Annotated in this window: 28 protein-coding genes; 8 read left to right on the top strand and 20 right to left on the bottom strand. The window is 59.0% G+C overall.

Annotation, left to right across the window (positions count from 1 at the left end; all coding sequences use genetic code 11):
- Positions 1 to 36 precede the first annotated feature (36 nt).
- Positions 37 to 732, bottom strand: coding sequence for a thermonuclease family protein (locus AC13QE_RS09125; protein WP_112337573.1), 696 nt, complete (start codon positions 730 to 732; stop codon positions 37 to 39).
- A 92-nt stretch (positions 733 to 824) separates the two neighbouring features.
- Positions 825 to 1,217 (bottom strand): hypothetical protein, encoded by a 393-nt coding sequence (locus AC13QE_RS09120; protein WP_488483413.1) that lies wholly within the window; start codon positions 1,215 to 1,217, stop codon positions 825 to 827.
- 241 nt (positions 1,218 to 1,458) lie between these two features.
- Between AC13QE_RS09120 and AC13QE_RS09115 the strand changes: the two genes are divergently transcribed.
- Together AC13QE_RS09115 and AC13QE_RS09110 are read left to right on the top strand one after the other, a co-directional pair.
- Positions 1,459 to 1,671, top strand: coding sequence for a hypothetical protein (locus tag AC13QE_RS09115; RefSeq protein ID WP_132716309.1), 213 nt, complete (start codon positions 1,459 to 1,461; stop codon positions 1,669 to 1,671).
- Between the two features lie 222 nt (positions 1,672 to 1,893).
- A complete protein-coding gene (locus AC13QE_RS09110) occupies positions 1,894 to 2,916 on the top strand; it encodes an extracellular catalytic domain type 1 short-chain-length polyhydroxyalkanoate depolymerase (RefSeq protein ID WP_488483412.1) in 1,023 nt (340 codons plus the stop codon).
- 123 nt (positions 2,917 to 3,039) lie between these two features.
- Here the strand turns inward: AC13QE_RS09110 and AC13QE_RS09105 are convergent, their stop codons facing one another.
- From AC13QE_RS09105 to AC13QE_RS09080, 6 genes are all read right to left on the bottom strand, one after another.
- The gene (locus tag AC13QE_RS09105) at positions 3,040 to 3,330 is read right to left on the bottom strand and encodes a helix-turn-helix domain-containing protein (RefSeq protein WP_132716310.1); all 291 of its coding nucleotides are present in this window, start codon (positions 3,328 to 3,330) and stop codon (positions 3,040 to 3,042) included.
- 64 nt (positions 3,331 to 3,394) lie between these two features.
- On the bottom strand, positions 3,395 to 4,627 hold the full coding sequence (locus AC13QE_RS09100; RefSeq protein WP_488483411.1) for a glycosyltransferase: 1,233 nt from the start codon (positions 4,625 to 4,627) through the stop codon (positions 3,395 to 3,397).
- Complete coding sequence (locus AC13QE_RS09095) at positions 4,624 to 5,886, bottom strand: O-antigen ligase family protein (protein ID WP_488483410.1); 1,263 nt, start codon at positions 5,884 to 5,886, stop codon at positions 4,624 to 4,626. Before AC13QE_RS09095 ends, AC13QE_RS09100 begins: the two co-directional genes overlap by 4 nt.
- Positions 5,883 to 7,439 (bottom strand): undecaprenyl-phosphate glucose phosphotransferase, encoded by a 1,557-nt coding sequence (locus AC13QE_RS09090; RefSeq protein WP_488483409.1) that lies wholly within the window; start codon positions 7,437 to 7,439, stop codon positions 5,883 to 5,885. The genes AC13QE_RS09095 and AC13QE_RS09090 overlap by 4 nt, the downstream gene beginning before the upstream one ends.
- 76 nt (positions 7,440 to 7,515) lie before the next feature.
- Positions 7,516 to 8,661 (bottom strand): glycosyltransferase family 4 protein, encoded by a 1,146-nt coding sequence (locus AC13QE_RS09085; RefSeq protein WP_488483408.1) that lies wholly within the window; start codon positions 8,659 to 8,661, stop codon positions 7,516 to 7,518.
- Positions 8,662 to 8,673: 12 nt separating this feature from the next.
- Positions 8,674 to 9,249 (bottom strand): polysaccharide biosynthesis/export family protein, encoded by a 576-nt coding sequence (locus AC13QE_RS09080; protein WP_132716315.1) that lies wholly within the window; start codon positions 9,247 to 9,249, stop codon positions 8,674 to 8,676.
- Positions 9,250 to 9,441: 192 nt separating this feature from the next.
- Here AC13QE_RS09080 and AC13QE_RS09075 point away from each other — a divergent pair, with 192 nt between their 5' ends.
- A complete protein-coding gene (locus tag AC13QE_RS09075) occupies positions 9,442 to 11,697 on the top strand; it encodes a GumC family protein (RefSeq protein ID WP_488483407.1) in 2,256 nt (751 codons plus the stop codon).
- Here the strand turns inward: AC13QE_RS09075 and AC13QE_RS09070 are convergent, their stop codons facing one another.
- Both AC13QE_RS09070 and AC13QE_RS09065 read right to left on the bottom strand, forming a co-directional pair.
- A complete protein-coding gene (locus AC13QE_RS09070; RefSeq protein ID WP_488483406.1) occupies positions 11,698 to 12,948 on the bottom strand; it encodes a GNAT family N-acetyltransferase in 1,251 nt (416 codons plus the stop codon). It lies immediately after the preceding gene.
- A gap of 135 nt (positions 12,949 to 13,083) precedes the next feature.
- Positions 13,084 to 13,293, bottom strand: a complete 210-nt coding sequence (locus AC13QE_RS09065) for a DUF2842 domain-containing protein (protein WP_015339457.1) — start codon at positions 13,291 to 13,293, stop codon at positions 13,084 to 13,086.
- A 112-nt stretch (positions 13,294 to 13,405) separates the two neighbouring features.
- Here AC13QE_RS09065 and AC13QE_RS09060 point away from each other — a divergent pair, with 112 nt between their 5' ends.
- Positions 13,406 to 14,509 carry a COX15/CtaA family protein gene (locus AC13QE_RS09060; protein ID WP_488483405.1) on the top strand — a complete coding sequence of 368 codons (1,104 nt, stop codon included), beginning with the start codon at positions 13,406 to 13,408 and terminating at the stop codon, positions 14,507 to 14,509.
- Positions 14,510 to 14,532: 23 nt separating this feature from the next.
- Here AC13QE_RS09060 and AC13QE_RS09055 read toward each other — a convergent pair whose 3' ends face one another.
- The 9 genes from AC13QE_RS09055 to AC13QE_RS09015 all read right to left on the bottom strand — a co-directional run bounded on the left by AC13QE_RS09055 (position 14,533) and on the right by AC13QE_RS09015 (position 22,311).
- Positions 14,533 to 15,843: a DUF2778 domain-containing protein gene (locus AC13QE_RS09055; RefSeq protein WP_488483404.1), complete on the bottom strand. Its 1,311-nt coding sequence runs from the start codon at positions 15,841 to 15,843 to the stop codon at positions 14,533 to 14,535.
- A gap of 416 nt (positions 15,844 to 16,259) precedes the next feature.
- Positions 16,260 to 17,192 (bottom strand): N-acetyl-gamma-glutamyl-phosphate reductase, encoded by a 933-nt coding sequence (gene argC, locus AC13QE_RS09050; protein WP_488483403.1) that lies wholly within the window; start codon positions 17,190 to 17,192, stop codon positions 16,260 to 16,262.
- A 137-nt stretch (positions 17,193 to 17,329) separates the two neighbouring features.
- On the bottom strand, positions 17,330 to 18,283 hold the full coding sequence (gene speB, locus AC13QE_RS09045; RefSeq protein WP_488483402.1) for an agmatinase: 954 nt from the start codon (positions 18,281 to 18,283) through the stop codon (positions 17,330 to 17,332).
- Complete coding sequence (locus AC13QE_RS09040; RefSeq protein WP_132716322.1) at positions 18,264 to 18,641, bottom strand: antibiotic biosynthesis monooxygenase family protein; 378 nt, start codon at positions 18,639 to 18,641, stop codon at positions 18,264 to 18,266. The genes speB and AC13QE_RS09040 overlap by 20 nt, the downstream gene beginning before the upstream one ends.
- A 66-nt stretch (positions 18,642 to 18,707) precedes the next feature.
- Complete coding sequence (locus AC13QE_RS09035) at positions 18,708 to 19,016, bottom strand: hypothetical protein (RefSeq protein ID WP_488483401.1); 309 nt, start codon at positions 19,014 to 19,016, stop codon at positions 18,708 to 18,710.
- A 94-nt stretch (positions 19,017 to 19,110) separates the two neighbouring features.
- The gene (rpsI, locus tag AC13QE_RS09030; protein WP_075852256.1) at positions 19,111 to 19,581 is read right to left on the bottom strand and encodes a 30S ribosomal protein S9; all 471 of its coding nucleotides are present in this window, start codon (positions 19,579 to 19,581) and stop codon (positions 19,111 to 19,113) included.
- Between the two features lie 2 nt (positions 19,582 to 19,583).
- Positions 19,584 to 20,048 (bottom strand): 50S ribosomal protein L13, encoded by a 465-nt coding sequence (gene rplM, locus AC13QE_RS09025; protein WP_004122374.1) that lies wholly within the window; start codon positions 20,046 to 20,048, stop codon positions 19,584 to 19,586.
- A 237-nt stretch (positions 20,049 to 20,285) separates the two neighbouring features.
- On the bottom strand, positions 20,286 to 21,122 hold the full coding sequence (locus tag AC13QE_RS09020) for a DMT family transporter (protein WP_132716323.1): 837 nt from the start codon (positions 21,120 to 21,122) through the stop codon (positions 20,286 to 20,288).
- Between the two features lie 862 nt (positions 21,123 to 21,984).
- Positions 21,985 to 22,311, bottom strand: a complete 327-nt coding sequence (locus AC13QE_RS09015) for a hypothetical protein (RefSeq protein ID WP_132716324.1) — start codon at positions 22,309 to 22,311, stop codon at positions 21,985 to 21,987.
- 109 nt (positions 22,312 to 22,420) lie between these two features.
- Here AC13QE_RS09015 and AC13QE_RS09010 point away from each other — a divergent pair, with 109 nt between their 5' ends.
- Entirely contained in the window at positions 22,421 to 22,849 is a 429-nt protein-coding gene (locus AC13QE_RS09010) for a CoA-binding protein (protein ID WP_112337558.1), read from the top strand.
- Positions 22,850 to 23,017: 168 nt separating this feature from the next.
- Positions 23,018 to 24,301, top strand: coding sequence for an O-acetylhomoserine aminocarboxypropyltransferase (locus AC13QE_RS09005; RefSeq protein ID WP_488483400.1), 1,284 nt, complete (start codon positions 23,018 to 23,020; stop codon positions 24,299 to 24,301).
- Positions 24,302 to 24,429: 128 nt separating this feature from the next.
- Here the strand turns inward: AC13QE_RS09005 and AC13QE_RS09000 are convergent, their stop codons facing one another.
- The gene (locus tag AC13QE_RS09000) at positions 24,430 to 24,978 is read right to left on the bottom strand and encodes a phosphatase PAP2 family protein (RefSeq protein ID WP_488483399.1); all 549 of its coding nucleotides are present in this window, start codon (positions 24,976 to 24,978) and stop codon (positions 24,430 to 24,432) included.
- 208 nt (positions 24,979 to 25,186) lie between these two features.
- Here AC13QE_RS09000 and AC13QE_RS08995 point away from each other — a divergent pair, with 208 nt between their 5' ends.
- Both AC13QE_RS08995 and pstS read left to right on the top strand, forming a co-directional pair.
- Positions 25,187 to 25,531 (top strand): cupin domain-containing protein, encoded by a 345-nt coding sequence (locus AC13QE_RS08995; protein WP_488483398.1) that lies wholly within the window; start codon positions 25,187 to 25,189, stop codon positions 25,529 to 25,531.
- A 264-nt stretch (positions 25,532 to 25,795) separates the two neighbouring features.
- On the top strand, positions 25,796 to 26,821 hold the full coding sequence (pstS, locus tag AC13QE_RS08990; protein ID WP_015339472.1) for a phosphate ABC transporter substrate-binding protein PstS: 1,026 nt from the start codon (positions 25,796 to 25,798) through the stop codon (positions 26,819 to 26,821).
- The last annotated feature ends 11 nt before the right edge of the window (positions 26,822 to 26,832 follow it).

The following is a 26,832-nucleotide window of genomic DNA, read 5'->3' as shown; positions in this document are numbered from 1 at the left end:
TTTATCTCCTTGAACTCCCAATCGAATTTTTGAAAATCAGCTACACCAGGATGTCGCCTGGCCGGTCCAACGGCGTGCGAGGCCTTCCGACACCATCTGGTCCCCGAGCGAGCGCCCCGCGCGCATGGCAATGCGCAGCTTGCCGCCATTCGGGTCGTCGCGGCGGTTGCTGCCGGAAAGCACGAAGTTTCCATCGTTGAGAATGGCCTGCAGGCGAAGCTTTGCGGCCACGCCTCGCTGCTTTTCGCTGGGGCAGCGCGCGGTACCGGCATCCGGGACGTCGATATCGGCCAGCTGGATTCTGATGCCGTCCTGCCAGAAAGTATTGCCGTCAACGACGCAATTGGTCCCGGAGCCGGCGCCGCAAAGCACGAAGCGGCCGCCGGACTGAGCTCGCAAGCTTGGTATGGGCCGTTCGACCGGTATCTTGTTGACCGGCATCGCCACCGGAATGGCGGCGGGCGGCACTGGCAGGGAAGATTCGGCTCGAGGCTCGGGTGTGATCGCCGCCGTCTTTATCTGCGGCTTCGCAGCCGGCACCGGCGCGTCCCTAGCCATATGAGGCATGCCGGCAACTGCTCCGGCATGCGCCAGCATCGACGGCATATCTTTCCGATGCTGATAGGCGTAGAGGCCGGCTACCGTTGCCAGGCCGACAACGCCCCATAGCCACATCGAATTGCCCGCCTTGGACTGCGGCTTGCGCCGCGTGCGTCGTTTCGCTTTCGCCATGGTATCGTCCCTCAATTGCGAGGGGGATTATCGCCGCCATTTCTTACCGATCCGTTGGCTTTGGCGGAGATCATGAACTGCGATGGGAAAGGCTACTTCGCGGCCGCCGTCGGCGCCTTCAGTTTCACCGACATTGTCACCTGTCCATTGATGGAAAGTCTCGTGCCGCGATTGTCGAGATTGTTGACCGCGCTATTGCTCGACAGAGCATTGATCTCGCAGGCATCCGCAATGGTGTCGAGCAGGGTGGCGCAGCTGCCGGCGGCAATCTTGTAGAAGGATTTCAAGGCCTTCTCCTGCTGCTCCTCGTTGTCTCCATCCGCCACCGGATAGGAAATCGATATTCCGGATTGAACGGAAATATATCCTTCGGGCGGCTGGCGAGGGTTGCGTAGCGGAAGGTTCGAGAAGTTCTGTGCGACGGCGGGCAGGGCCATCGTTGCCAGCGTCAAGCCGAGAGCGGTCCGAATCAGAAATTTGGTCATCATTGTGCCTCCGTTTTTTCCGCTTGTCGCATAAGCAGATAAAGGCTCGGTGATGCCATAACTTAAAATTGTACCTTCGCTCGATTTTCCGTAAAATTTGCGAATCGGAAATACTTCGCGCCAAAATGCTTCCTTGCCAACCCAATATGCAAGGCGCATAGTCCAGCCTTATCGTCGGAAATAAAACGGGTGCCGGCGAAGTACTGCGTGCTTCTGCCCGAACGGACAACGAGACGCGCAAATGCTGGACACACCTATACATCCACGAGATCTGCCGCTGTTTTCAGACGATCTGGACCGTCTCGAGAAGATACTGGAAACCGTCTGCAAGGACCGTGGCATGAACCCTCGCAGCCTTGAGGCAGAGCGCCTCGGCGCTCTGATCATCCAGCTCTATCGCCAGGGCGTGAAGGATGACGCAAAGCTGCTCTCCCTTGCGCGGGCTTATTTCTGACACAGCTGCGGTTTTTTGTGGCCGAAAATCTAATCGATTTAAGCTGATTTCACATAGCTGCAATGATGCATTGTGCCTGTTCTAAGCGGACAAGGTTCCTTATATTTGCTGCATTGCACAAAGAGATTCGATTTCTCGATATCACTGATTCTCGAAAGGAACAGTGCGCGTCAGCCAGCAGCGGGATAATACCGACCGCGGCTGACGTGGATGGAAAGGTCCATGATGAATTTTAAAGTTCCGAGCCGGCTTCGCCGCTTGCTTGTCGATTCCGCTGAGCTGCCGCGGCTCCAGTTTCCGATGACGCAGCCGCAATCTCAGCCGGCACGCCGTCGTGTTTCCACGCGTCCTTCCGCCCAGCGGCTGACCGAAGTTTTGTGGTTCGGCCGCAATCCTGGCAATCTGCGCATGCTCGAATATGTACCGCCTGGTGTGAAGGGGCCGATGCCGCTCGTTGTTGTTCTGCACGGCTGCCATCAGAATGCAGAGGATTTCGATCGCGCGAGTGGCTGGACGGCACTTGCCCGTCAGCATGGGTTTGCGGTGCTTTTTGCAGAGCAAAAGGCTTCGAACAATCCCAATCTCTGTTTCAACTGGTTTCGCCCGAGCCTGGTCACGCGCGATCGCGGTGAACTCGGCTCTATCAAAGAAATGATCGATTTCAGCCGTCGTCTGCATGTGATCGACGACAGCAGGGTTTTCGTCATGGGCCTCTCGGCTGGGGGTGCTATGGCCGCCGCATTGCTCGCGACCTATCCGGAGCTGTTTGCCGCGGGCGCCATCATCGGCGGTCTGCCTTTCGGCGCTGCCCGGGACGCCATGTCGGCGCTCGACGTCATGAAGCGCGGCTCAAGCCGCCCGGCCGAAAAATGGGCCGAGCTTGTGCGCGAAGTGTCGCCCGATGCCGCTCGCTTTCCGGTCGTTTCCATCTGGCATGGCGACGCCGATGAGGTGGTAGCCTTCGCCAATGCGGAGGCATCCGTTGCGCAATGGCTTGCCGCACGCGAGCGTCCGCGCACCAAGGGTCGGCTGCGTCTCTTCGAGGGCGGCGAACGGCGCGAGTGGCGCGACGACTACGGTCATCTGATTTTGGAACTGGTGACGCTGATCGATTTCGGGCATGGCCTGCCCGTCGGCTCGATCGTCGAAGGCTGGGAACCGGCTAACGATACTGAACGCTACATCTTGCCGGCTGCGCTGTCGGCGCCTGAAGAGCTTGTCAAAAGTTGGAAACTTGGAGCCTGAGGCAGATAAGCGAAATCGTGCAACGGCCTTACGTCCGGAATTGCTAGAAACAAAGAGATCAAGCGGTTCGCAGCCTGCGCGAAAAGCTGATCCGCTCTGAAGGTCGCAACCTTGCCTCAGCCCTCAATCGTCATTGGTGGCATTCAGGTTCTCAGGCCGGATGCCATCATCGTCGGACCAGTGCTTGAAGCGAATGCCGGGGCCGCCCGGGCCGTCGCTGCCACCAGCGAGGAAAATCACGCCATGGTTCTCGAGGACGGAGCGGATTGCCGCAAGCGCTCTCATGTCCGCCGAACCGCCCTCTGTTTCCAAGGCTTCGATCGTCGAAGTCGGCAGTTTGCTCTCGCTGGCAAGCGTCTCCACCGTCAGTCCGAGCATGGCGCGCGCGCCGCGCAATTGTGCTGAAGTAATCATGAGTTAAGTCTATCGCATCGGCTCGAAAAGCGGAACCGATTTCGCACGAAAATCCGATGCGAGTTTAGAGGGCCGACGCGCTTTTCTTCCGGCCTTTGATTGCATCGCTGAAGTGGGAACTTGCCAGTTCCAGCGGGGCGGGGAAGGGTTGACCGAGCAGGTCGTAATAGATCTTCTCGGTCGCATGGGCCATGCCGGCAAGCGTATAGCCATCCTTGCGGCGACGAGCTTCAGCGGTGAAACTTGCAAGCCGCGCCGGGTCAGCAAGCCTCGCCATAGCGGCCGCCAATGCTTCAGGATCATCGCTGTTTGGCACGATATAACCGTTTCTGCCATGTTCCAGCACCGTGCGCGCGCCCCCGACATCGGCGAGCAGCAGCGGCTTGCCTGCTGCAGCCGCTTCCAGCATCACATAGGACATAGCTTCGTAGCGGCTGGGCATGACGACGACATCGACGGCGTCTATGGCGGTCACACCACGCACGCTGCCATCGATGCGGGCACGATCTTCAAGCCCGGCTGCCCTGATCATTTCTCTTGTTGTATCGGCGAGCTCGCCGATCCCGATCATCAGCAGATGCGCTTGCGGCAAGTGGGGTGCTATCCGCGCAAAAGCTTCGACCAGGCGCTCCGGCGCCTTCTGTCGTGTCATCCGTCCGACAAAGCCGAAGAGCAGGGCGTCCTGTGGAATGCCATAGCGTCTGCGGATGGCCGTCCGCTGGCCGATGGGCCGCGCGTTTACGCCGTTGACGACGACGCGCAGGCGTTTTTCCGGGATGCCGAGCGACAGGGCATGATCATATTCGTCCTGGGAAACGCAGATCAGCCGGTCCGTCAAAAAAGCCCCGAGAAGACGCTCGATGCCGCCATAGATCAGGCGGCCTTTCGAACCCAGCGTCGGGTCCATGGTACGAAAGGCATGCGGTGTGTAAAGAACAGGCACATGCCGCCCCGGCAGCCGCAAGCGCGTGAGAGCGCCGGCCTTCGAGCTGTGACCGTGGATCAGATCGAACGGCCCGTGAATGGCGGCGAGCTTGCGGAGCTGCCACCATGCCGTCAGGTCCCAGGGGCCGGGAGCGCGCCGCATGGCAAGCGGAATGACATTGTCCAGGCCCATATTTTCCAGCTCAGCGACGAAGGCGGGCTCGGCACGCACCGGGGAATAGATGGCGGTCACGAAATGGCCGCGATGCTGCATGGCCCGGCACAGATCGAGGAAATGTCGTCCGGAGCCGCCGCCGCTCGGTTCGAGAACCTGCAACAACGACAGGCGTTTGACGTTGGTGCGAATGTTCACCGCGCAGCTTCCCTTCTGCTCAAGTCACGCTGATATTTTTGCTCCAGGGCGCCGCAGCCCCAGACGATGCCGATCAGCATGTAAAGATGGCGCCAATGATCGGTATCGATGACGTTGCCGATGCCGACATGGCCGAGAATGACGATCCAGGCGATCATCAGGTAGGGCTGCCAGGGACGCTCCCTCAGCAGGTTGCGGAAGCCGATATAGATGGTCCAGCAGATCATGCTGATCCAGGTCACGAAACCGAGCCAGCCATAGGTGGTCAGCGTCTTTAGCCAGGTATTGTGCTCGTCTTCGCGGAAGATCTGGCCGAAGACCAGAGGCCCGATGCCGAAAGGACGTTCCATGGACATTTGGAAGCCGATGCTGTGGCGCTCGAAACGGCCGAGGTGCCCGCCGTCATAGCTCTGAACCAGCTGGAGGCGCGTCGAAAACAGGTCACTGACCTGCGGAAATTGTAGGGCGACGACGAGCAGCACGATCATGAGGATGATGGCCGCCAGCGACATCACCAGAATGCGCAGCCGGAAGGTATTGCTGCGGTGCTTCAGCAACATGCAGAAGATCAGCATCACCGAGGTGAAAGCGAAAAGGGCCCAGGCTGCGCGCGAGAAGGACAGGAAAATGCCGAAGGCGAGGACGAACAGGCAGATGCCCTTGATCGGCGCCTTTTTCAGGTCGCCGATCAGCAGGCCGTGCATGAGATAGAGGCTCGGCGCCACGAGATAGGGGCCGAAGACGTTCGGATCCTGGAATGCACCCATGGCGCGGTCGTAGCGCGTGAAGATGTCGAAGCCCGGCACGGCATGGAAGTAGCCGAGGATGCCGAGACTTGCGGTGATCAGCGCCGCCACGACCCAGGTATTGAAGATCAGCTTCAGCCGCTTTTGGTTGTCTTCGGCAATGGCGGCATAGAAGACGGCGCTCAGCGCCAGAAAGGTCGAGACCGCGATATAGATCGGACCATCGAGATGGTTGCCGGCGGCGAGGTCATGCATCTGCGTGATCGAGAGCATCCCGCCGACATTGAACGTCAGGAACAGGGCCAGAAGCGGCGCCACGCTGCGCGATATTCTCAAGCCGAGAATGAACCATGTGCCGATCAAAAAGGCGAGCCACAGCTCGTAGGGTGCGGGCTCCGCGATAACAAAGCCCGACAGGAATACGCCCACAGCAACGCTCGCCGTACCGACCAGCCGCAATGCGGCAAGCTGCGGCTGCGCGACGCGGGGTGATGGCAGATCGATCGCGCTCAATATGCATTTTCCGTATTGAGCAGACGGAATGGCGTCAGGAACAGGATTTTCAGATCGAACAGCAGTGACCAGTTCTCGATATAATAGAGATCGTAGGCCGTACGGAACTTGATCTTGTCGTCGCTGTCGATCTCGCCACGCCAGCCGTTGATCTGCGCCCAGCCGGTCACGCCAGGCTTTACGCGATGGCGCGCGAAGTAACCTTCGACCACGTCGGCATAGGTGCGGTTATGGCTGGCGGCAAGCACGGCATGCGGCCGCGGGCCGACGAGCGAGAGGCTTCCGAGCAGCACGTTGAAGAGCTGCGGCAACTCGTCGATCGACGTCTTGCGGATGAAGCGGCCGACGGGGGTCACGCGCGGGTCGTTCTTGGTCACGGCATTGCGAGCCGACGGATCGCTCATATGCGTGTACATCGAGCGAAACTTGAACACGTTGATGATCTCGTTGTTGAACCCGTGGCGCTTCTGCATGAAGAACACCGGTCCCCTCGAGGTCGCCTTCACGGCAATTGCAGCCCCCAGCATGATCGGCCAGACAAGGGCAAGCGCGACCACGCTGAAGAAGATGTCGAAGATGCGCTTGGCAACGCCATCCCAGTCCCGGATCGGCTTGTTGAAGATGTCGAGCATCGGCACGGCGCCGACATGCGAATAGGCGCGGGGGCGGAAGCGCAGCTTGTTGGCATGCGCCGCCAGTCTGATGTCGACGGGCAGTACCCAAAGCATTTTCAGCAATTGCAGAATGCGGTCTTCGGCGCTGATTGGCAACGCGATGATTAGCATGTCGATGCGCACGAGCCGCGCAAACTCGACCAATTCCGCCACCGTGCCGAGTTTCGGATAGCCGGCCACCATGATGGGAGAACGCTTTTCGCCACGATCGTCGAAGATGCCGCAGATACGGATATCGTTGTCTGGCTGATGTTCGAGGGCGCGAATGAGTTCCTTGGCCGGTTCGCCGCCGCCGACTATGACGGCGCGCCGCTCCATGACGCCGTTGCGGGCCCAGTGGCGAATGCCATAGGCGAAGAGCAGGCGTGCCACGAGAAGGAAGCCTGCGCCGGCTGCGAACCACAGACCGAGGAGGGGGAGAGAATAGATATTATTGATATCGAACGGGAGCAGGGCGATGACCATGACCGCGAAGGCTGCCGCCCAAGCTCCGAGAATCCTGTGCAGGTAATGGTGAGGCGAGCGCAGAACCGGGATCTGATAGGCGTCTGCAATCTGCAGGAAGGCAATGGCGAGGCCGCAGAGCGCGAGCGTCACCACACTCTTCGAGAGGAAGGGATGATTGTCCGATGTGCCGAAAAGGAGAATTGCAAGCCCGAATGCGAGCAGCGATAGAAATTCGAACAACCGGTATTGTCCGACGATGATGGACGGAGACTGGTTGGTTTCGCGAAATTGCTCGGCGATCTGCCGCGCATAGATATTCATTCCGCCGGGACGATCGCCCGGCGTCTCGCCGGCACCGCGCGTGCGGATTTCCGAAACCTGCTTGCGAAGATTGTCCAAGCTGAGCTGCTCGGACTTTTCGGTAGTGTTCATGACAGCTTATCCGATCGTTATCGGACAAGGCCTACCAGATATCAGCTAAGAAACACTTACAACACTTGGCTGTATTCTAACCGTCGCTATCCAGGCCAAGTATATTTTGATACAGGTGCAAAGTATCCCGTGCCATGGCTGAGGCGGAAAAAATCGATCGGATCGTCCCGATATCGGGCATGTTGCGGGCGCCCCATAGCGGTTCTGTGATCGCTTCAGCCATGATGCGCGAGAGGTCGTCGGCATCTTCCGGTTTGGCGAGTGCGGGACTGTTATCGCCAAGCGCTTCCGCAACGCCGCCAACCCGCGAAGCAATCACGGCCTTCCCGGCGGCGAGTGCTTCCAGAACGATATAAGGCATGGCTTCCGCGCGCGAGGGAACCACGACATTCTGGGACACCGCAAAGGCTTCCTGCACGCGCATGGCCGGCAACATTCCAATCCGGTGACCAAGCCCCCGCTCGACCATCATCCGGTGATATTTGTCTCTGTCCGGCCCGTCGCCGATCATCAGAGCGGAAAGCGGCCTGCCGATCCGCCGTTCCGTTTTCGCAAAGGCGTCAACGAACAGATCGGGACCTTTGAGGTCCCGCAGCATGCCGATATAGACGAAGTGCACGGAGTCCGATCGCGTCGGTATGATGCGGAAATCTCTTTCGCTGATGCCGTTATAGATCATAACCGAGCGGGTGCGCGGTTTGCCGATCTTTGCTTCATAGGTGCGGCGTTCGAAATCGCAAATGAAGATCAGCCCATCGGTCAAAAATTCCAGCATCCGTTCCAGACTATGGACAAGTATTCCCTGGAGGGAGTGACGGGGAAAATGCAGGCTTCCGCCATGCGCGGTGTAAAGGCGGGCTACGCGATACCTGTTGACCCGCAGGACCGAGCCGAGAACGCGCGCAAGCAGGCCGCCCTTGGCGCCGTGCCCGTGCAGCACATCCGGCCGCAAACTCTTGATTTCCTTGTAGCTGCTCCAAAGTGTCGCAGCATCCGTGAGGGTAATTTGCCGCCGGATCGGCAGGCGAATGATGCCGAGAGCGAGGAAGGGTGCTATGTCGTCGAACAGGCGATCCTCATGCTCGCCGCCCGTCAAGCTGTCGCAAAGTATGCCGACCTCGTGCCCCGCCTTGCTCTGTTCCTCAGCCAGATCTCGGACATGGCGGAAGACCCCGCCGACCGGCGACCTAAAGCAATGAAGGATTCGAAGTGGCCGGGTCATGAGCGGTCGCGGTTAGAACAACCGCTCTCTGACATAGATGGTGTCGCCCGCCAGCACCGGATCGGAAATGCCGACCCGTCCAGTCATGACATGACCGTTGATCTTGCGGGTGACATCCGCGTTGGATTGGTTGGCCCGGCTGGTAAACCCGCCTGCGACCGCGATGGCATTCTGGATGGTCATACCCGGAACGTAGGAATATTGGCCCGGCTGGCCGACTTCACCCATGATGTAGACGGAGCGATAGCGGTCGATGTCGATGGTGACGTCGGGATCGCGAATATACCCCTGGCGAAGCTTCTGCGCGATCTGGCCGGAGAGCTGTTGCAAGGTCCGGCCGCGGGCAGCGACCTGGCCGATCAGCGGGAAGGCGATATAGCCGGCTTGGTCGACAGTATAGGTGTTGGTCAGGCCGGCTTGGTCGAACACGGTAACCCGCAGCCGGTCGCCGCTGTCAAGCGCATAGGGCTGGATCGTGGCTTCATTGAAGGCCTTTGGAGCCGGTTGATAGGTGTTGCAGCCGGTGAGCGCGGCGCTCACGGCAGCCATGCCGAGTGCAAGGACAATCTTTGGCTTTGCGAAGGGCATTTCGCGCTCATTAGAAAGGGAAGGACACTGTCGTCGTTATCGATCCGTTAGGGTTAACGGTCGGTAAAGAGCAAATGAAAATCCGGGAAAAAATTAGCGGCATCAAAAATAATGCCGACGAAATACTATTAACGCTTGGGTTACTATAGTCGTTTACGATTAATTCCGGCTTTCTATTACGGAGTTTTGCATATGTCCGGTGTCAACAGCACCCAGCAGGATGTGGACATCGATCTCGCTCAGCTCTTTCGCGCTGTGTGGCAGCGGCGGGTGCGTGTCATCGCCATCACGCTGGCCGGTGCGTGCGCGGCATTTGCGATTGCCAAGGTCATGGCGCCGGAATACCGCAGCGAAGCCCGCATCCTCATCGAGCAGCGTGCGCAGGCCTTCGCAACGACGACGTCTGGCAATGATGCCGGTGCCGGACCCCTACTGGACGAGCTGAACATTGCCAGCCAGGTGCAGATCCTACAGTCGGCAGATTTGGTGAAACAGGTCATTACCAATCTGAAGCTCTACGATCGTCCCGAATTCGCCGCAGGCAACAATAGCTCCGCGATCTCGGATATTCTGATCAAGCTGCATCTGAGACAACCGGCGGCAGATAAGGCACCGGAAGAGCGGATGCTGGACGCCTTCAACAGCCGCCTGCAGGTCTATCAGATCAACAGCTCGCGCGTGATCGGCATCAGCTTCACGTCCCGAAATCCGGATCTTGCCGCCAGCGTGCCGAATGCCATGGCCCAGGTCTATCTGTCGATGCAGAGCGGAGCCAAGCTCGATTCCAACAGCGAGGCAACGCGCTGGCTGGAGCCGGAGATCGCCAAACTGCGCGACAAGGTCAGCGAGGCCGAAAAGAAGGTTGCCGATTATCGTTCCGCCAACGGTCTTCTCCAGACCAGTCAGAACAGCAATTTCGCCACGCAGCAGCTCGCGGATATTTCGACGCAGCTGGCACAGGTGCGTGGCGATAAGGCCAATGCCGAGGCGCGAGCGCAAGCGGTGCGCAGCGCGCTGTCCAGCGGCCGCTCCACCGACACGCTTGCCGATGTCGCGGGATCGCAGACAATTCAGCGGCTGAAGGCGACCCAGTCGAACCTGGAGTCGCAGATCTCCGATCTCTCCACGACGCTGATGGATGGACATCCACGGCTGAAGAGCCTGCGGGCGCAGCTCGCCGATATCCGTCAGCAGATCGAGCGCGAGACGCAGAGGATTCTGGCAAGCATCGAGAATGAAGCGAAGGTGGCGCAACTGCGCGAGCAGCAGCTCCTCGCCCAATCCAACACGCTGAAAGCCGACAGCGCCCGGGCAGGGGAGGACGAAGTCGGCCTTAACGCCCTGGAACGTGAAGCCACGGCCGAGCGGCAATTGCTCGAGACCTATCTCGCCCGTTATCGCGAGGCGGCCTCTCGCGTCGACAAGAATTCCAGCCCTGCCGACGCGCGCATCGTTTCCACGGCGGTTGAGCCGGTCGATCCCTCCTTCCCGAAGGTCGGCCCGATCGTCGTCGTCGCAACTCTTGCCACCTTTCTCCTGACGGCCATCGTCATCATGCTTTCGGAGCTGTTCAGCGGCCGCGCATTGCGACCTGTCGGTTCTGCCCGCAAAGAAGATGCCGCCATGCTGGAGATAGCGAAGCGTGCTCAAACCGTCCCCGCGCCGGCTCCGGTTCGGCCAGTCACGCGAGCAAGCAGTGTCGAGGCGCCCACAAGCATGCTCTCGGTCCCAGCAGAAGAGATCCCGGTTCAGGTTGCGAACACCGCAGTCGCTCCGGAGGCGGCAATTGCCTTGGGTACCGCAATCGCTCCGGATCACGAGCCGAAGCAGGCTGTCCAGGCCGCGGATGAAGAGGAAGATTTCTCCATTCAATCCGTCGCCGACTATCTGATCGACAGCGGCTCTCGACTTGCTATCGCAATATCTCCGACCGGTGACAATGGTTCGACAGCGACCGTGATGCTGGCGCGGACCATCGCCGATGCGGGTTGCCGCATCGTGCTGGTCGACATGACCGGCACAGGATGCCCCTCGAAGCTGATGGCCGAGCACGACGAACTTCCCGGTGTAACCGATCTGCTATGCAGCGAAGCGGCCTTTGGCGATACGATCCATCCGGATCGCCTGTCGGACGCCCATATCGTGCCCCAGGGCATGAGCGATCTTGCGCGCGCCATGCGGGGTGCCGACCGCCTGTCACTGATCCTCGATGCCCTGAACTCGGCCTATGACATCGTTCTGGTGGAGTGCGGGGCGGCCGAGGTCTCCGGCGTCGCGCGGCTGACGCGCAGCAAGGAGACGGAAATCGTCCTCTCTATGCCGGAGCCGGATGAAAGCCAGTTCATCGCAGCCATGACGGAATTCCAAAAGGCCGGCTACGAACACATCATCCTGATGTCCGGCTGGCGCGAAGAGCATGATCCGGATACGCGCCGGGACGCCGCCTGATCAATCTGCGTCGCCGCCATCATCCGCTGGCGCGCCAGCTGCATGTCTCGCCCGCAGCCGCTGGATAAGGGAATAGAGCTTTCTATTGGACTTGATCGCCACTTTCGTGCGCGTCATGCTCCGGCTCGCCATTGCCGTGAGGCGTCCCACGCCTGAAATCGGCAGGAAAAGATCATGCTGCACAGTTTCCATTGGGCACCAGGAGCGCTTGTAGGTCTGGTTGCCGATGCCGAAATCGAAGAGTGCGACGCCCTCGCGATGCAGTCGCTCGATCATCAACCAGAATAGCAATTCGCCGGGGCTTGCGTCAGCAACCACAGCCTCGTCGATGGAAGCAAACTGGCAGATGACGTGGTCTCCCTTGCGGGAGAGGGCGGCGACGGCTGGAATATGGCCCTCGTGCTCGCCTTTCAGCCGGAGCGCATGCATCTGAAGTGTCGCGCCGATGCCATCGTCGTTGCGTCGGTATAACATGGCGTGCAGCGCAGCCTTGATCCGGGCATCCTTGAACGCGTCAGGCAAGCCGGCATCCTTGAAGCGGGTCGCCTTCTGTCGGAAGAAAAGATCGAGAAAGGCATCTTGCTGGTCGGGACCGGCAATCAGATATTCGTAACCGCCCTTGGCGTCGAGAATCCGGCTCTGATGCTTGAACTTCTTGCGCCGGCGCTTGGCGTTCACCTGCTTCAGGCTTGCTTCGAAACTGCCGAGGAAGGGCAGCTGAAAAGCTCGGTTCTGGTTTTCGATCGTCGTCAGCGAGGCGAGGGGGCTTGGGCGCGCCCGCCATTCTAGCGGGATATTGCGCAGGATAGCGACGTCCACCTTACCCTCCAGAGCCGCGGATATGGCGTTCACTTGAACGGGGGTCAGTGGACCGTTCATCAGGAACTTAGCCGAAAACAGGCCGGTATTGATATTGTTGTGGTGGCCTCCGATGAACTCGGCTCGTCTTATCCCGTGACTGCGGATAATCTCGAGCGGCAGGATGAAGGCGACGTGATTTCGGATGGAACCCCTGACGATGGCGAGAGGGCGTTTGAGGTTCTCCGCCCATGCTGCACACCAGTCATAGCTCTGATGCAGCGAGTTGAGGTCGTCCTGTTCCAGCGCGCGCCATTCGGCTTCAAGCGGTGCCATACTGTCGAAGATGTCGACCTGCAGATGAACGGTGGGCGCAGGCTCCATCTCGATCGACGCAATCTGCTCACCGGCAGCGGCGGCGATGCTGGCGATATCTCGCGTCTGGGTCTGCATCCGATCTTCTCCGCTCCGGCGGTATTCGGACGCAGTCTGGCGGCCAACGGCTTATTTTTGGCTTAATATGGGATATTCGCGCGGGATAAGGCACGGATCAAGGTTAGCCTAATGTAAATCGCGTCGAGGCGAGCGCTATTGCGGGCGTGGCCCAGCCATCCACTTGATGATGCCCATTGCCGGCAGCACCCAGATGATGCCGCTGAGAAAGAAATACAGGAAATGTACCCAGCCGGGTTGATCTGCAAGCGTTCGCACTGCAACGATCATGGCGACGATCGCATAGATTGCAACCAGCAGCACGAGCAGGATCATGCCAATGAATTTGCGCAGGCGAAGGGGCACGGGGTTTTCTCCTCATTATGACAGCATGCCGCGACGGCATGCCGCAAACTCCCGGGACTTGTTTTGCACGCCCCTATCGGGCAAATCAACAGCCTGATCGAAGGGAGAAGCCATGGCTGCCACTAATTTCACGACCGAACAGGCAATTTTGAAGGAAGTGGCCCGTCAGGACCGCAATCGCCGCGCCATCCGCATCTGGCTCGCCTGCGTGCTTCTGGTTCTCTTCGCTCTCGTGCTGGTGGGTGGTGCGACGCGCCTCACCAATTCCGGCCTGTCGATCACGCAATGGCAGCCGATCCACGGTGTCATCCCGCCGCTGAATGCGCAGGAATGGCAGGAGGAATTCGATCTCTACAAGCGCATCCCGCAATTCCAGATCCTGAACAAGGATATGACGGTCGAGGAGTTCAAGAGCATCTTTTGGTGGGAGTGGGCGCATCGTTTACTTGCTCGCACCATCGGCGTCATTTTCGGCCTGCCGCTGCTGTTCTTCGTCCTGACCGGCCGCGTCGAGCGCAAACTCTGGCTGCCGCTTGCCGGCATTTTCGTGCTGGGCGGCCTTCAAGGTGCGATTGGCTGGTGGATGGTCTCCTCGGGGCTGGAAGCACGCACCGACGTCAGCCAGTACCGGCTTGCTACCCATCTCGTCACCGCCTGTCTGATCTTTGCCGCCTGCATGTGGTTCATGCGCGCCCTGTCGCCGCATTCGAACGAGCCGCCGCCAACTCGCCATTCGGCAAAGCTCGCCGGTTTGATCGCCTTCATGGCCTTGTTTCAGATCTATCTTGGCGCGCTCGTCGCCGGTCTCGATGCAGGCCTCAGCTACAATACCTGGCCGCTGATGGATGGAGCCGTCGTGCCCAGCGATCTCTTCATACAGTCACCGGGCTGGATCAATTTCTTCGAGAACCCGAAGATGGTCCAGTTCGTTCACCGTCTCGGTGCCTATGCGCTCTTCGTGGTGGTCGCCATCAATATGATCATCTCGCTGCGCGCCGCGGCGCAAACGACGCATGCGCGCCGGTCCGTCGTTCTCTTCGTGCTTGTGCTAATCCAGGCGATCCTCGGCATTTCAACGCTGCTGCTGCATGTGCCGCTGCATTTGGCCCTGGCGCATCAGGCCGGCGCCCTGATCGTCTTCGGCTTTGCGATTGCCAACTGGCGCGGTTTCTATGGTGAACTGCCGCGCCAGACCTCGATCGTCGTGAGAGATTGAGGCGCTTTGCGCCTCAAATCCTTTTAGCGTGCGGAAGCGACACTTGCTGCCGAAGACATCCGCGAGACGACTTTCAGCCGCTTGATTTCGCCACGCCGGAAGGCGGCGAGGAAGCGATTGTAATCCTTGAAGACCACGCAGCCGTTCGATTCGGCACGGCCGCCTCTGAGCATGTATGTGTGAGCCAGCAGGCCGTCGCGGCCGTAGACGCGAGCGCCGCCTGAGGGTGTCAGGCGCAGTGCCTGCACGCCGTGAAACAGGCTTTCCCGGTAGGTCAGGTTATAAGTTTCCGGCGGCGTCGGGCCGGTGTTTTTGCGATCGACATAGCGAGGATTGTCACGCATGTGGCCGAGGCCGGAATGGGCTTCGAGGCGCTCGCCGCTCGGCAGGTAAACTGTCTTCGCCTCGATATCGTAGATCGCCGTGCCTGGTCCGGGGCTGATGGCGGCAAACGGGTTGATGAAGGGCTTCGTCTTGCGAACCGAGCTGTCATCCGGATCGGCATAGGCCATCATGCGCGATGGCGGCTGTGTGGACGTTTCGCTTCCCGTTGCCCTGGCGATGGCGCTTGTGGCGCTGGCGCGTTGCACGGGCGTTTCGCGGGCAGGGCGCGTCATGGGAATGACGTTCAGCACGGCTTCCGCCACCGCAATGTCGGCGTCTTTCGCAGGCACCGGCTTTGCTTCCGCTATGGCGGGCAGGCTGACCTCAGGAGCGGCGGAAGCAACCGCCGCCGGCTCCTCCGTGGTTTTCAGCGGGCCTGCGGCCGGCATCAGGGCGGCTGCATATTTTGCCTGACTCAGCGATTGCACTGCGGTTGCGAAATTGATCGCGATCACCTTGCGCAGATGGTCAATCGTCTCAGGCGAAGCCGCGGCTACTTCGAGACGGCCGCTCTTGATGCTTGCGGCCGCAATCTGAGCCTGCTTCATATCCGACGTCTGCTGTGCGAGTGCGTATGCGAGTTGCGCACGAACCGCATCCGTCCTGCCAGCTTTCGTTTGAACCTCTGCAGCCGCGACGTTGCCGAAGCGGCTTTGCCCATGCAGCGAAGTGGTTTGGCTCGCGTAGCGGGCAGGGTGGGCCACGTGGCTTTGCGGAACGATGAAGGCCGATGCTCGCGGCGCGAGGAAGCTGTCGGTCGATGTCGCCGCGCCGGGAAGCGACAGCACCATCGATTGCGTCGTCATCAGCGTCGCAGTGACCCAGGCGAACGCCGCGACTGCGACGCCGGTGGCCAGGGTGCCGGGGCGGATGCTGAGGGATTTTTTCGATCGCGAGGCGTAGCCGGAGCGCGAATTGAAGTTACCGAACGTTTCGGTCACGAACGCCATGATACTCGTTATCCAAACTACACAGACACTGAACCGGCTCAAGAACGCACACGTGCCCTAACGCGAAAATCGCGTTCGGTCGCCAACTTGCCGGCTGTCTGGAAGCATGCCGAATTATGGTAACCAATTCCTTTACGATGGCTCATTCTTGGATATTCATTGAAAAAAGGGATAGTTTTTACGTCCCGCCTATTCGGGCAAGCAAAGCCGTTAAAGAGCAAATCCGGCCGACAATTGGTCGCAAGCCCAACGGTTGTTCACTTTTCCGTGTAGGTTCCGCTAATTTAGGGCAACGGCAAAAATAAGGCCGAGTACGGCAGCGGAGCCTAAATTGCGCAAAACTGCTTTTGACGTGAAAAGGCCCGGCCTGAATAAACATGCCGGACCTTTCGAATTTCAATCCGCATTGGACTGAGCTACGCGCTCAGCATCAGATCCATGTTCTGTACGGCTGCACCCGATGCGCCCTTGCCGAGATTGTCGAGCAGGGCAACGAGATTGACCTGCGCTCCGCCCGGCGTGCCGAAGACGAAGAGCTTCATCGTGTCCTTGCCGGCGAGCTCGACGGCGTTGATGCGGGGCAGGGCGCGGCTCTCATCGAGCGAAACGACCTGAACGATATCCTGACCGGCGTAATGCTCGACGAGTGCGGCATGAATGCTTTCCAGCGTTGCGCCTTCCGCAAGATCGCCGAGATGCAGCGGCACCTGCACGATCATGCCCTGGGGGAAGCGGCCGACGGAGGGCGAGAAGATCGGCGCGCGCTCTAGCAGGCCGTGGGTCGTCATCTCGGGCACATGCTTGTGGGTCAGCGGCAGGCCGTAGAGGAAATGCGGCGCGGTGATCGCATCCGGATGATCGGAATTTTCCATCTGGGCGATCATCTGCTTGCCTCCGCCGGTGTAGCCGGACACTGCATTCACTGTCACGGGATAGTCCGTCGGAAGGATGCCGGCGGCGCGTAGCGGCCGGATGACGCCGATCGCACCCGTCGGATAGCAGCCGGGATTGGCGACGAAACGCGCCGCTTTGATCCTGTTGCCCTGGTTGCTGTCCATCTCGGCAAAGCCATAGGCCCAGTCTGGATGGATGCGGAAGGCCGTCGAGGTGTCGATGACGCGGACATTGTTGTTGCCCGCCACCATCTTCACCGCTTCCTTCGACGCATCGTCGGGCAGGCAGAGGATGGCAATATCGGCGCTATTCAGCATGTCCTCGCGCATGGCGGCATTGCGGCGTTCGGCTTCGGGAATGGACAGCAGCTCGACATCGCGGCGGTCGGCCATGCGCGTGCGGATCTGCAAGCCCGTGGTTCCGTGTTCGCCATCGATGAAGATCTTCGGTGCCATCTTATTCCTGCTCTTTCAATAGGTTGAGAGTGTTTCCGGACTCAGTTTGCCATGCAGTTGATTCAATTTCATAACAGCCGCTGCGGAAGCGGGAGGACGGTTTTCGAAAACCGGCCCGCCTATCCCAAAATCATGTCTCAGCGACCGCTCGCACGTCGTTCGGCGTGGAGACCGAGCATATACATCGCCACGGTCGCTCCCGCAATGGCGGTGATGTCGGCGTGGTCGTAGGCAGGGGAGACTTCGACGACGTCGGCGCCCCGGATATCCAGCCGATGCAGCCGCTGCAGCACCGACAGGATCTTGGCGCTGGAAGGGCCTCCGGCGACCGGCGTTCCCGTGCCCGGAGCAAAGGCCGGATCGAGGCAATCTATATCGAAGGTCAGATAAGTCGGCGCGCCCTTGGTATGCGAGATGATCGTCGAAGCGATGTCGCCGGCGCTCATGTCCTCGACCTGTTGGCCATAGAGGATCTGGATACCAAAATCGTGAGGCGCATGCGTGCGGATGCCGATCTGGATGGAGCGGTCGGGATCGATCAGCCCGTCGCGTACGGCGCGTGCGACGAAGGATCCGTGGTCGATACGCCTGCCGTCGTCGTACCAGGTATCCTGATGAGCATCGAACTGCACCAGTGCAAGCGGCCCGTGCTTGGAGGCATGCGCCTTCAACAGCGGCCATGTGACGAAATGATCGCCGCCGAGCGTCAGCAGGAAGGCACCGCTGTCAAGGATCGTCGCCGCCTGTCTTTCGATTGCAGCGGGCGTATCCTGATGATTGCCGTAATCGAGCAGACAGTCGCCATAATCGATGACGGCCATGTCGGCGAAGAGATCGCGGTTGAATGGATATTGCGGATCGTTGTCGAAGATCGCGGAGGCACGCCTGATCGCCTGCGGCCCGAAGCGCGTTCCCGGCCGGTTCGAGGTGGCGGCATCGAAGGGGATGCCCCAGACCGCAGCATCGATGCCTTCGAGCGATTTGGTGAACCGGCGGCGCATGAAGGAGAGCGCGCCGGCAAAGGTCGGATCGCTGGCAGCCGAGGTCAGACTTGCCGCGGTGAAGGCATGGTCAATCGACGTGCTCGGCAAGGGCCTCTCCTTTATTTGCGTGAAAGTCGTAGGCCCGTTCTATCCTGCCTATGCGTACCTTGTATTCTTCGTACCAGCGCTCGCGGCCGAGTTTCTGCGCGGCCAGATGCGACACGACATTCTTCCACGCGAGGATGCTTTCCTCGTCACGCCAGAAGGAGTTGGTGATGCCGAAGCCGCCAGGCTCCCTGACGCTCTCAATGCCAAGAAAGCCGTCCTGTGCCCTTGCCAGTTCTTCCATGCGGTCGCCCATAGAACCATAGCCGTTGTCGCCTTCGGTGCGGAGCGACGCGAATGTGACAATATAATAGGGCGGCTCGGGAGTGGCCGCGAAACGCGATGAAGTACTCTTGCTCATGGTGTTTCTCCGGAGAGCGGTCAAATCTCGAAATTCGGGCTGGAATCGTAAACTAAGATCCGACGACTATTTGCCCGATCGAGCGGTGCATTGATACGCCTTTTTCACGCAGGCGATCTGCGGCGTCGAGCAATTGGCCTGCCCATCGGTCACGACACAATAGGAGCAGCTGTCGTTGAACTCGCGACAGTCCGCGTTTGCCTGGAGAAAATCCTTCATGCTTTGCATCTCCGCGGCCTTGTCGGCTGGGGGAATTGGCTGGGCGTCGTCGCACAGAGCCGATGATGCCATGCCGATCAGGAATGGAAGCGAAAAGATGAGGCTGCGCATTAAACTCCCCCGATGCTTGCAAGAGGACTTTGCCATAAAAAGCATTCCCTGCCTCGGCAAATCTGCATCATTTCAATGCTGCAAAGAAAAAGGCCGGGGAAACCCCGGCCTTTCCAATAATCCGATCTCGGATAAGCGATTAACGCTTGGAGAACTGGAAGGAACGACGTGCCTTTGCGCGGCCGTACTTCTTACGTTCGACGACGCGGCTGTCGCGGGTCAGGAAGCCACCCTTCTTCAGCACCGAGCGCAGGCCCGGTTCGAAGTAGGTGATCGCCTTGGACAGGCCATGACGAACGGCACCGGCCTGGCCGGAGAGGCCGCCGCCGGCAACGGTTGCGATGATGTCGAACTGGCCGTCACGGGCAGCAGCGACGATCGGCTGACGCAGGATCATCTGCAGAACCGGACGGGCGAAATAAGCCGTGTAGTCCTTGCCGTTGACGATGATCTTGCCGGAGCCGGCCTTGACCCAAACGCGGGCGACGGCGTCCTTGCGCTTGCCGGTCGCGTAGGAGCGGCCGAGCGAGTCAACCTTGCGGACGTGAACCGGAGCAGCAGCTGCTTCCGAAGTCGTGCCGAGGTCCTTCAGGGAGGAGAGGTCAGCCATTATCAGGCGCTCCTTACGTTCTTCTTGTTCAGCTTGGCGACGTCGAGGACGACCGGCTGCTGAGCTTCGTGGGGATGGTTGGAGCCGGCGTAGACGCGCAGGTTCTTCATCTGGCGACGGCCGAGCGGGCCGCGGGGAACCATGCGCTCGACGGCCTTCTCAACGACGCGCTCCGGGAAGCGACCTTCGATGATCTGGCGAGCCGTACGCTCCTTGATGCCGCCGGCATAACCGGTGTGCCAGTAGTAAACCTTGTCTTCGTACTTCTTGCCGGTGAAGACGACCTTGTCGGCATTGATAACGATGACGTTGTCGCCGTCGTCGACGTGTGGCGTGAAGGTAGCCTTATGCTTGCCGCGCAGACGCATTGCGATGATAGAAGCGAGACGGCCAACGACAAGCCCTTCGGCGTCGATGAGAACCCACTTCTTCTCCACCTCTGCAGGCTTCTGGGAGAAGGTTGCCATGTTGCATACTCTCTTTTAGGACCCTTGGCCCGAAGGCGTCTGGGCGTTTCTTGTTGCTTGATTTGGCTCGCATGGAGGCGCGCCAAAAAGAAAGCAGCCCGGAAAGGCTGCGATCTGAGGCGGCTTATAGATCGATTAAGAGCCAGGGTCAATATCGCCTGACTGGCGGGCTGTAAAAATTATAAAGCAAAATCAATATGTTGCTTGTGTGGTAAAATAAAACCACATAATTTATGGTCAGCCCAGCCGTAAAACCAGCACTCCGCCAGCAATAATGGCGCCGGCAATATAGCGCCAGATGCTGGAGCGTTCCTTCAAAATGACGACGGATATCACCAAAGCGAAGAGGATCGAAGTCTCGCGCAAGGCGGCGACCATGGCGACCGGCGCCTTGGTCATCGCCCACAACGCCAACCCGTAGGATGCGATCGAGCCGCCTCCGCCAATAAGCCCGCGCCACCAATTATAGCGGACATGGGCGGCGACGGCATTGAGGCCGCGTTGCGATATTGCCCAGGCGAATAGGAGGATGGGCGGCAAGAGCGCCATCCATAGGGTATAGGATACCGAATTGCCCGACGCCCGCGCACCGATGCCGTCGACATAGGTGTAGGTCGCGATAACAACGGCATTGGCAAGGGCCAGGACGATCGCCCGACGGCTGCCCTTTCGGGCCTCGAAGGCAAGCGTCAATATGCCGGCGCAGATGGTCATGGTTCCGATCAATGCGCCGCCCGAAAGAGTTTCTTTCAGGATGAAACTGCTTGTCGAGGCGATGATGAGAGGTGCTACACCGCGCATCAGCGGATAGACAAGCCCGATGTCGCCGGCACGATAGGCTGCCGCCACAAGCTGGAAATAGGCAAATTGCAGGATGGCCGAAGCCCCGATGAAAGGCCAGGCGGCGGAGGCCGGCAAAGGCAGAAATGGCAACAGAGGAAGGGCCGCAGCCGCGCCGCCTGCCGAGACCAGTGCCGCATCGAGCGATTTATCGGTTCCCGCCTTGATGATCGCGTTCCACGTCGCATGCAGCAGGGCGCCGAAGAGGACGAGCGCGATAACGTCGAGAGACACGGAAAACCTCGCGATTTGGCAGGTGCATGGCAGCGCTTGGCATTTTGTGGGAATGCGGCCCCCATATGATCCGCAATACATCGAAAAGCAACGAAATATCGGCAACTTTGAAGGCTTGTTCCACCTGTGGTGATCGATAGCCGGCATCGAGAGTCGCGTTCTCGTTGCGTTCTTTATTGTTCGCGTTGGTATTATAAATAACTAATTTACTAGAGTATGAAGCGCGAACAAATATCGCATGTCCTGTGAACGCGGGAGTAGCATTAGACACTTCTTACTTAAAAACGACAGAGCGCGCCGGACGGTCGCACCGCTACTTATCGTCAGGAACAATGGGGGTTCGCCATAAACTTGTTTTTTGTTGCCGGCGCAACCGTAAGCGCCGCATGAGGAAGGGTGGATAATTCTACAGCAGTTGAAAAATATTACAGTTAACAGCTGCTGCCGCCAATCAGAGGCGATAAAAATCGTCTATATCCAAGTATAGGATCGAGAAACGGACAATTTTCTACATATCTCATTGCGAGAGTTCGACAATTATTCTGTGGAGAACTTATGAAGTAGGTGGATGTTCCATGTTCGCAATCGGTTCTCATGTGAATTCATTATTCATGCGTATTTTCTAAATTACATGTGAATAAATAGAGAACAAAGATTGCATTTCATGAGAACGCAACTTTCCGGGCGCACAAAAGTGACTAAAAGCGCTTTGAAGAATGACCTCCGGACAGCCTCGCGGAAAATACAAGGATGCCAATAGTGCCGAAGGTGCACAGTGCCGATTGCGATCATAGATTGTGATCGGTGGTCATCGCGACGAGCGCATGAATCGTCCACCACATCCCGTTCGGGCGTACTTCGATCAGCGCCGGAAAATCAAATCGTCGTCATCCAGATCGGTCGTCGGCCGGCATATATAAACCGGGCACGAGGCTCGATCTTTGGTGGGCAGATAGTCCTGGTAGGCATAAAAGCCCTGGTCGCACGCTCCGCTGTCGGCGACATAGCGATCATAGAGCGTCATTTTCTGCGTTCTCTTTGCAGGATAGCGCATAATGACCGCCCGCTCCCGGTTGATGACAGCCCTCGCTTCGGCGCAGGTCATGGACATGGAATTGTAGCGCGAGATAGCCAGGGCCGGCGTTGCGACCGATGTAATGAGCAGGCCGAGCAGGATGATTTTTTTCATCTGAGTAATCCTCCCTGAAGTTGCTATAATATACTATACACGGAGACCGCCATCGCGGTTTCCGTATTTATGGCAAAACGCAAGTGTGATCGGAGCGGGAGGCTTCGTGATGAACCACGACAGTTATGACGATTCCTATATAGCCGATATCCTCTTGTCCGTGAGGACCATCGCGCTCGTCGGCGCTTCGCCCAATCCCGCGCGCCCGAGCAACGGCGTGATGGCCTATCTTTTGAACAGGGGCTATCGCGTCATCCCCGTCAATCCTGGGCAGTCCGGCAAGGAAATTCTGGGGCAGTGGGTCTATGCGCGTCTGGCCGATATCCCCGAGCCCGTGGATATGGTCGATGTTTTTCGGGCGCCCGAATATCTCCGATCGGTGGTCGAGGAGACGATCATGATCGAGCCGCGGCCGCCGGTCATCTGGGGGCAGCTCGGCGTGCGTGACGACGCCGCCGCGGCGCGAGCGGAGGCGGCGGGTGTAAGGGTCGTGATGGATCGTTGCCCGGCCATCGAATATCCGCGCCTGGTCGCCTGATCGAGATCACAGCGGATCGACGGCATCCGGCCGTTTATCGCGCGATCTCACCGAAAGATGGCAAGTTTTTTCCGCGAGCCGAAAAGCACGGCAAAGTTCGCGGTTAACTTTCATACGCCAGGCGTTATGCTTTTCCCGTTGCGAACAAAATCCGGCGGGAGGAAAGATATGCCAGCAAACAACCCAGGTTTCGACACGCTTGCAATCCATGCCGGCGCGCAGCCGGATCCGGCGACAGGCGCGCGCGCGACGCCGATCTACCAGACGACATCCTTCGTTTTTCAGGATGCGGATCATGCAGCCGCTCTCTTCGGATTGCAGCAGTTCGGCAATATCTATACCCGCATCATGAACCCGACCCAGGCCGTGCTGGAAGAGCGGGTAGCTGCCCTCGAAGGTGGCACTGCGGCTCTGGCCGTCGCCTCCGGTCATGCAGCGCAGCTCCTCATCTTCCATGCCATCATGCAGCCGGGCGACAATTTCGTCGCGGCCAAACGGCTTTATGGTGGTTCGGTCAATCAGTTCGGGCAATCCTTCAAGAATTTCGACTGGCGGGTCCGCTGGGCTGATTCCGCCGATCCGGCGACCTTCGAAGCGCAGATCGACAGCCGTACGCGCGCTATCTTCATCGAAAGCCTTGCCAATCCGGGCGGCACCTTTGTCGATGTCGCCGCGATCGCGGCCGTCGCGCACGAGCATGGCCTGCCGCTGATCGTCGACAATACTCTCGCAAGCCCCTATCTCATCCGGCCGCTGGAGCATGGCGCCGATATCGTCGTGCATTCCCTAACGAAGTTCCTCGGTGGCCATGGCAATTCCATGGGTGGCATTATCGTCGATGGGGGCACTTTCGACTGGTCCGCCTCGGGCAATTATCCCATGCTGTCTTCACCGCGTCCGGAATATAACGGCATCGTGCTGCATGCGACCTTCGGCAATTTCGCTTTCGCCATTGCCTGCCGCGTGCTGGGCCTGCGGGATCTCGGACCGGCCATCTCGCCATTCAATGCCTTTCTGATCCTGACGGGCATCGAGACGCTGCCGCTGCGCATGCAGCGCCATTCCGACAATGCGGCTGCCGTTGCACGTTGGCTGAAGGGGCAGGAAAAGGTGGCATGGGTCAATTATGCCGGCCTTGAGGACGATCCCAACCACGCGCTGCAGCAGCGCTACTCGCCGAAGGGCGCCGGCTCCGTCTTCACCTTTGGTCTGAAGGGGGGATATGAAGCCGGCAAGGGGCTGGTCGAAGGCCTGCAGTTATTCTCGCATCTTGCCAATATCGGCGACACGCGCTCGCTCGTCATCCATCCCGCTTCGACCACGCACAAGCAGCTGAGCGACGAACAGAAGGTCGCAGCCGGCGCCGGCCCCGATGTGGTGCGCCTCTCCATCGGTATCGAGGACGTCAAGGATATCATCGCCGATCTGGAGCAGGCGCTGGCGAAAGTCTGATGTGGTTCCTCACATACCTTTGACAACTTTTTATCAGGTTGCATTGAATCGACCGCCAAAAAAACCTGAAAACAGGACGCTCGCAGATATGGCCTCGGCAATTCTTACGGGCCTCTGCAAATTTGACCCTATAGGATGCCGGTTACGAAGCGATCCAGCCGGGTTTCAGGACGATAGAGCGTCTTGACCAGGATCGCCGCGAAAACGGCGGTAAGCACCCCGCCCATGACGTCACTCATATAATGCGTGCCGACGTAGACACGGGAGAAGGATACGAGGATCGCGCCGAGTAGGAAGAAGAGGCTCCGCCCTGGCATGCGTTGAAGCGTAAATGCGGCAACGATTGCGAAGGCGGCCGTCGCGTGGTCAGAGGGAAAAGACGGGTCATTGCTGCGATCTACAAGTAGCTTGGTGACCCCGGCATCATACGGGCGAACGCGGCTGACAAAAAGCAGGATGACCTGGTTGATACCGAGACCGACGACGAAGGTCAGGCCCGCAGCAACGAGTGCGTGTCGGGTTTCCGGTCGACGTTCTCTGGCCCACCATTGGATAGCGACAAGAGCGATCAACAAGGGAACGCCGTATGCCGAGATTAGGATCATCAGGCGGTCGACCGTCGGGTTTCCGGCCATGCCATTGATCCACCCTGTTATAACGGCATCTAGTTCATACATGCTGTCTCCTTCTGGACCGCGATTACGATTTCGGCCCGCTTGAGATGGTCGAGCCAGATTAACGAAGCGCACTAGGGCATTGTTTTCTGACGTTTCCCTGAAAGGTGGGGCCTTGATATCGGGCGGCAGGTCAGGATGATGTGCGTTTCGGGTTCGCATGTCCTTGAGCTCGCGGAGAGCCACACGGGGCAATCAATAGGAGGCATTCGTGACGACCTATCTGGCAGTGGACATCGGCGGCGTCGAACCGGAAACGGGCGCGCCCGCAGCCGATCGCCTCATTTCGGGAGCCCCGACATTCCGAACCTGGAGCCTGGATGAGGCTGATGGCGGCCTCTATGCCGGTATCTGGGAAGCAACCCCAGGCAAATGGAGGATCGCCTATGACGAATGGGAATATTTCCATATCCTCTCCGGCTATTCAATTGTGACGAGTGAGAATGGCGAGACCTTCCATCTGCGCGCAGGCGACCGCCTTATCTTGAGGCCGGGCTTCAAGGGGACCTGGGAAGTTATTGAAACGACTCGCAAGGATTACGTGATCCGTCTCTGACGATGCTCTTGAATCAGAACATGAAGTTCACGTTCATGCGCCCGTTGGCGCAGCTCGTTTGACACCGTTCCGCAATGGCGGCGATGATTGCCGCAGGTTGTGTCACTACCGCTTCATTAAACTGTCATCAAACTGAAACAATGCGTCTTTAGAGCCAAGTCTGTCGCCGGGAGACTTCAGGCGGGGAGGTTCGTTTACCATGGGCAACCTCACGCCGATCTTCTGCTCGCCATCCTTTCATTCACTTGAGGAAGTGAGTCTACTATGCTTAACCTGAAACTCCGTTCGCTTTGCCTGACTGCAGGCCTCATCGCGGCTATGTCCGCTTCGGCCTCCGCTGCCGACATCACGGGCGCTGGCTCGAGCTTCATTGCACCGGTTCTGTCCAAGTGGGCCGAAGGCTACAAGGCTGCGACGAACAACGTCGTCAACTACCAGTCGGTCGGTTCTGGCGCCGGCATCAAGCAGCTCCTCGACAAGACCATCGTATTCGGCGCTTCGGACAAGCCGATGAGCGACGCCGACCTCGAGAAGAACGGCATTGCCCAGTTCCCGATGATCTCCGGCGGTATCGTCGTTTCCTATAACGTCGAAGGCGTAAAGCCGGGCGAACTCGTTCTTGACGGCAAGACGCTGGCCGACATCTTCCTCGGCAAGATTGCCAAGTGGGACGATGCAGCCATCAAGGCTCTCAACCCGGACGTGAAGCTGCCGTCCACGGCGATCTCGGTCGTTTACCGCGCCGACAGCTCCGGCACGACCTTCAACTTCACCGACTACCTGGCGAAGGTTTCGCCGGAGTGGAAGGAAAAGGTTGGCTCGAACACGGCTGTTGAATGGCCGGTCGGCTTTGGCGCCAAGGGCTCGGAAGGCGTTTCCACCACCGTCAACCAGACGGCTGGCTCGATCTCTTACGTTGAATATTCCTACGTCGTCGCCAACCACATCGGTTTCGCGAAGATGAAGAATGCTGCCGGCAAGGTTATCGAGCCGAGCCTGGAAACCTTCAAGGCTGCCGCTTCCAACGCCGATTGGGCCAAGGCCAAGAACTTCAACCTGATCATCACCAATCAGCCGGGCGAAAAGAGCTGGCCGATTGCCGCTTCGACCTGGGTTCTGCTCTACAAGAAGCCGGCTGATGCTGCTAAGAACGAAGAAGCACTGAAGTTCTTCAAGTGGTCCTATGAGCATGGCCAGAAGGACGCGACCGCGCTGTCTTATCTTGCGGTTCCGGACAATGTTGTCGAGATCGTCGAGAAGTCTTGGAAGACGGACTTCGGCACGAAGTAATTTGTGCTAGG

The sequence above is a fragment of the Martinezella sp. CNPSo 3957 genome (genome assembly GCF_057784395.1).
The sequence above is the reverse complement of the archived record's forward strand: the minus strand, read 5'-3'. Positions and strand labels throughout refer to the sequence as shown.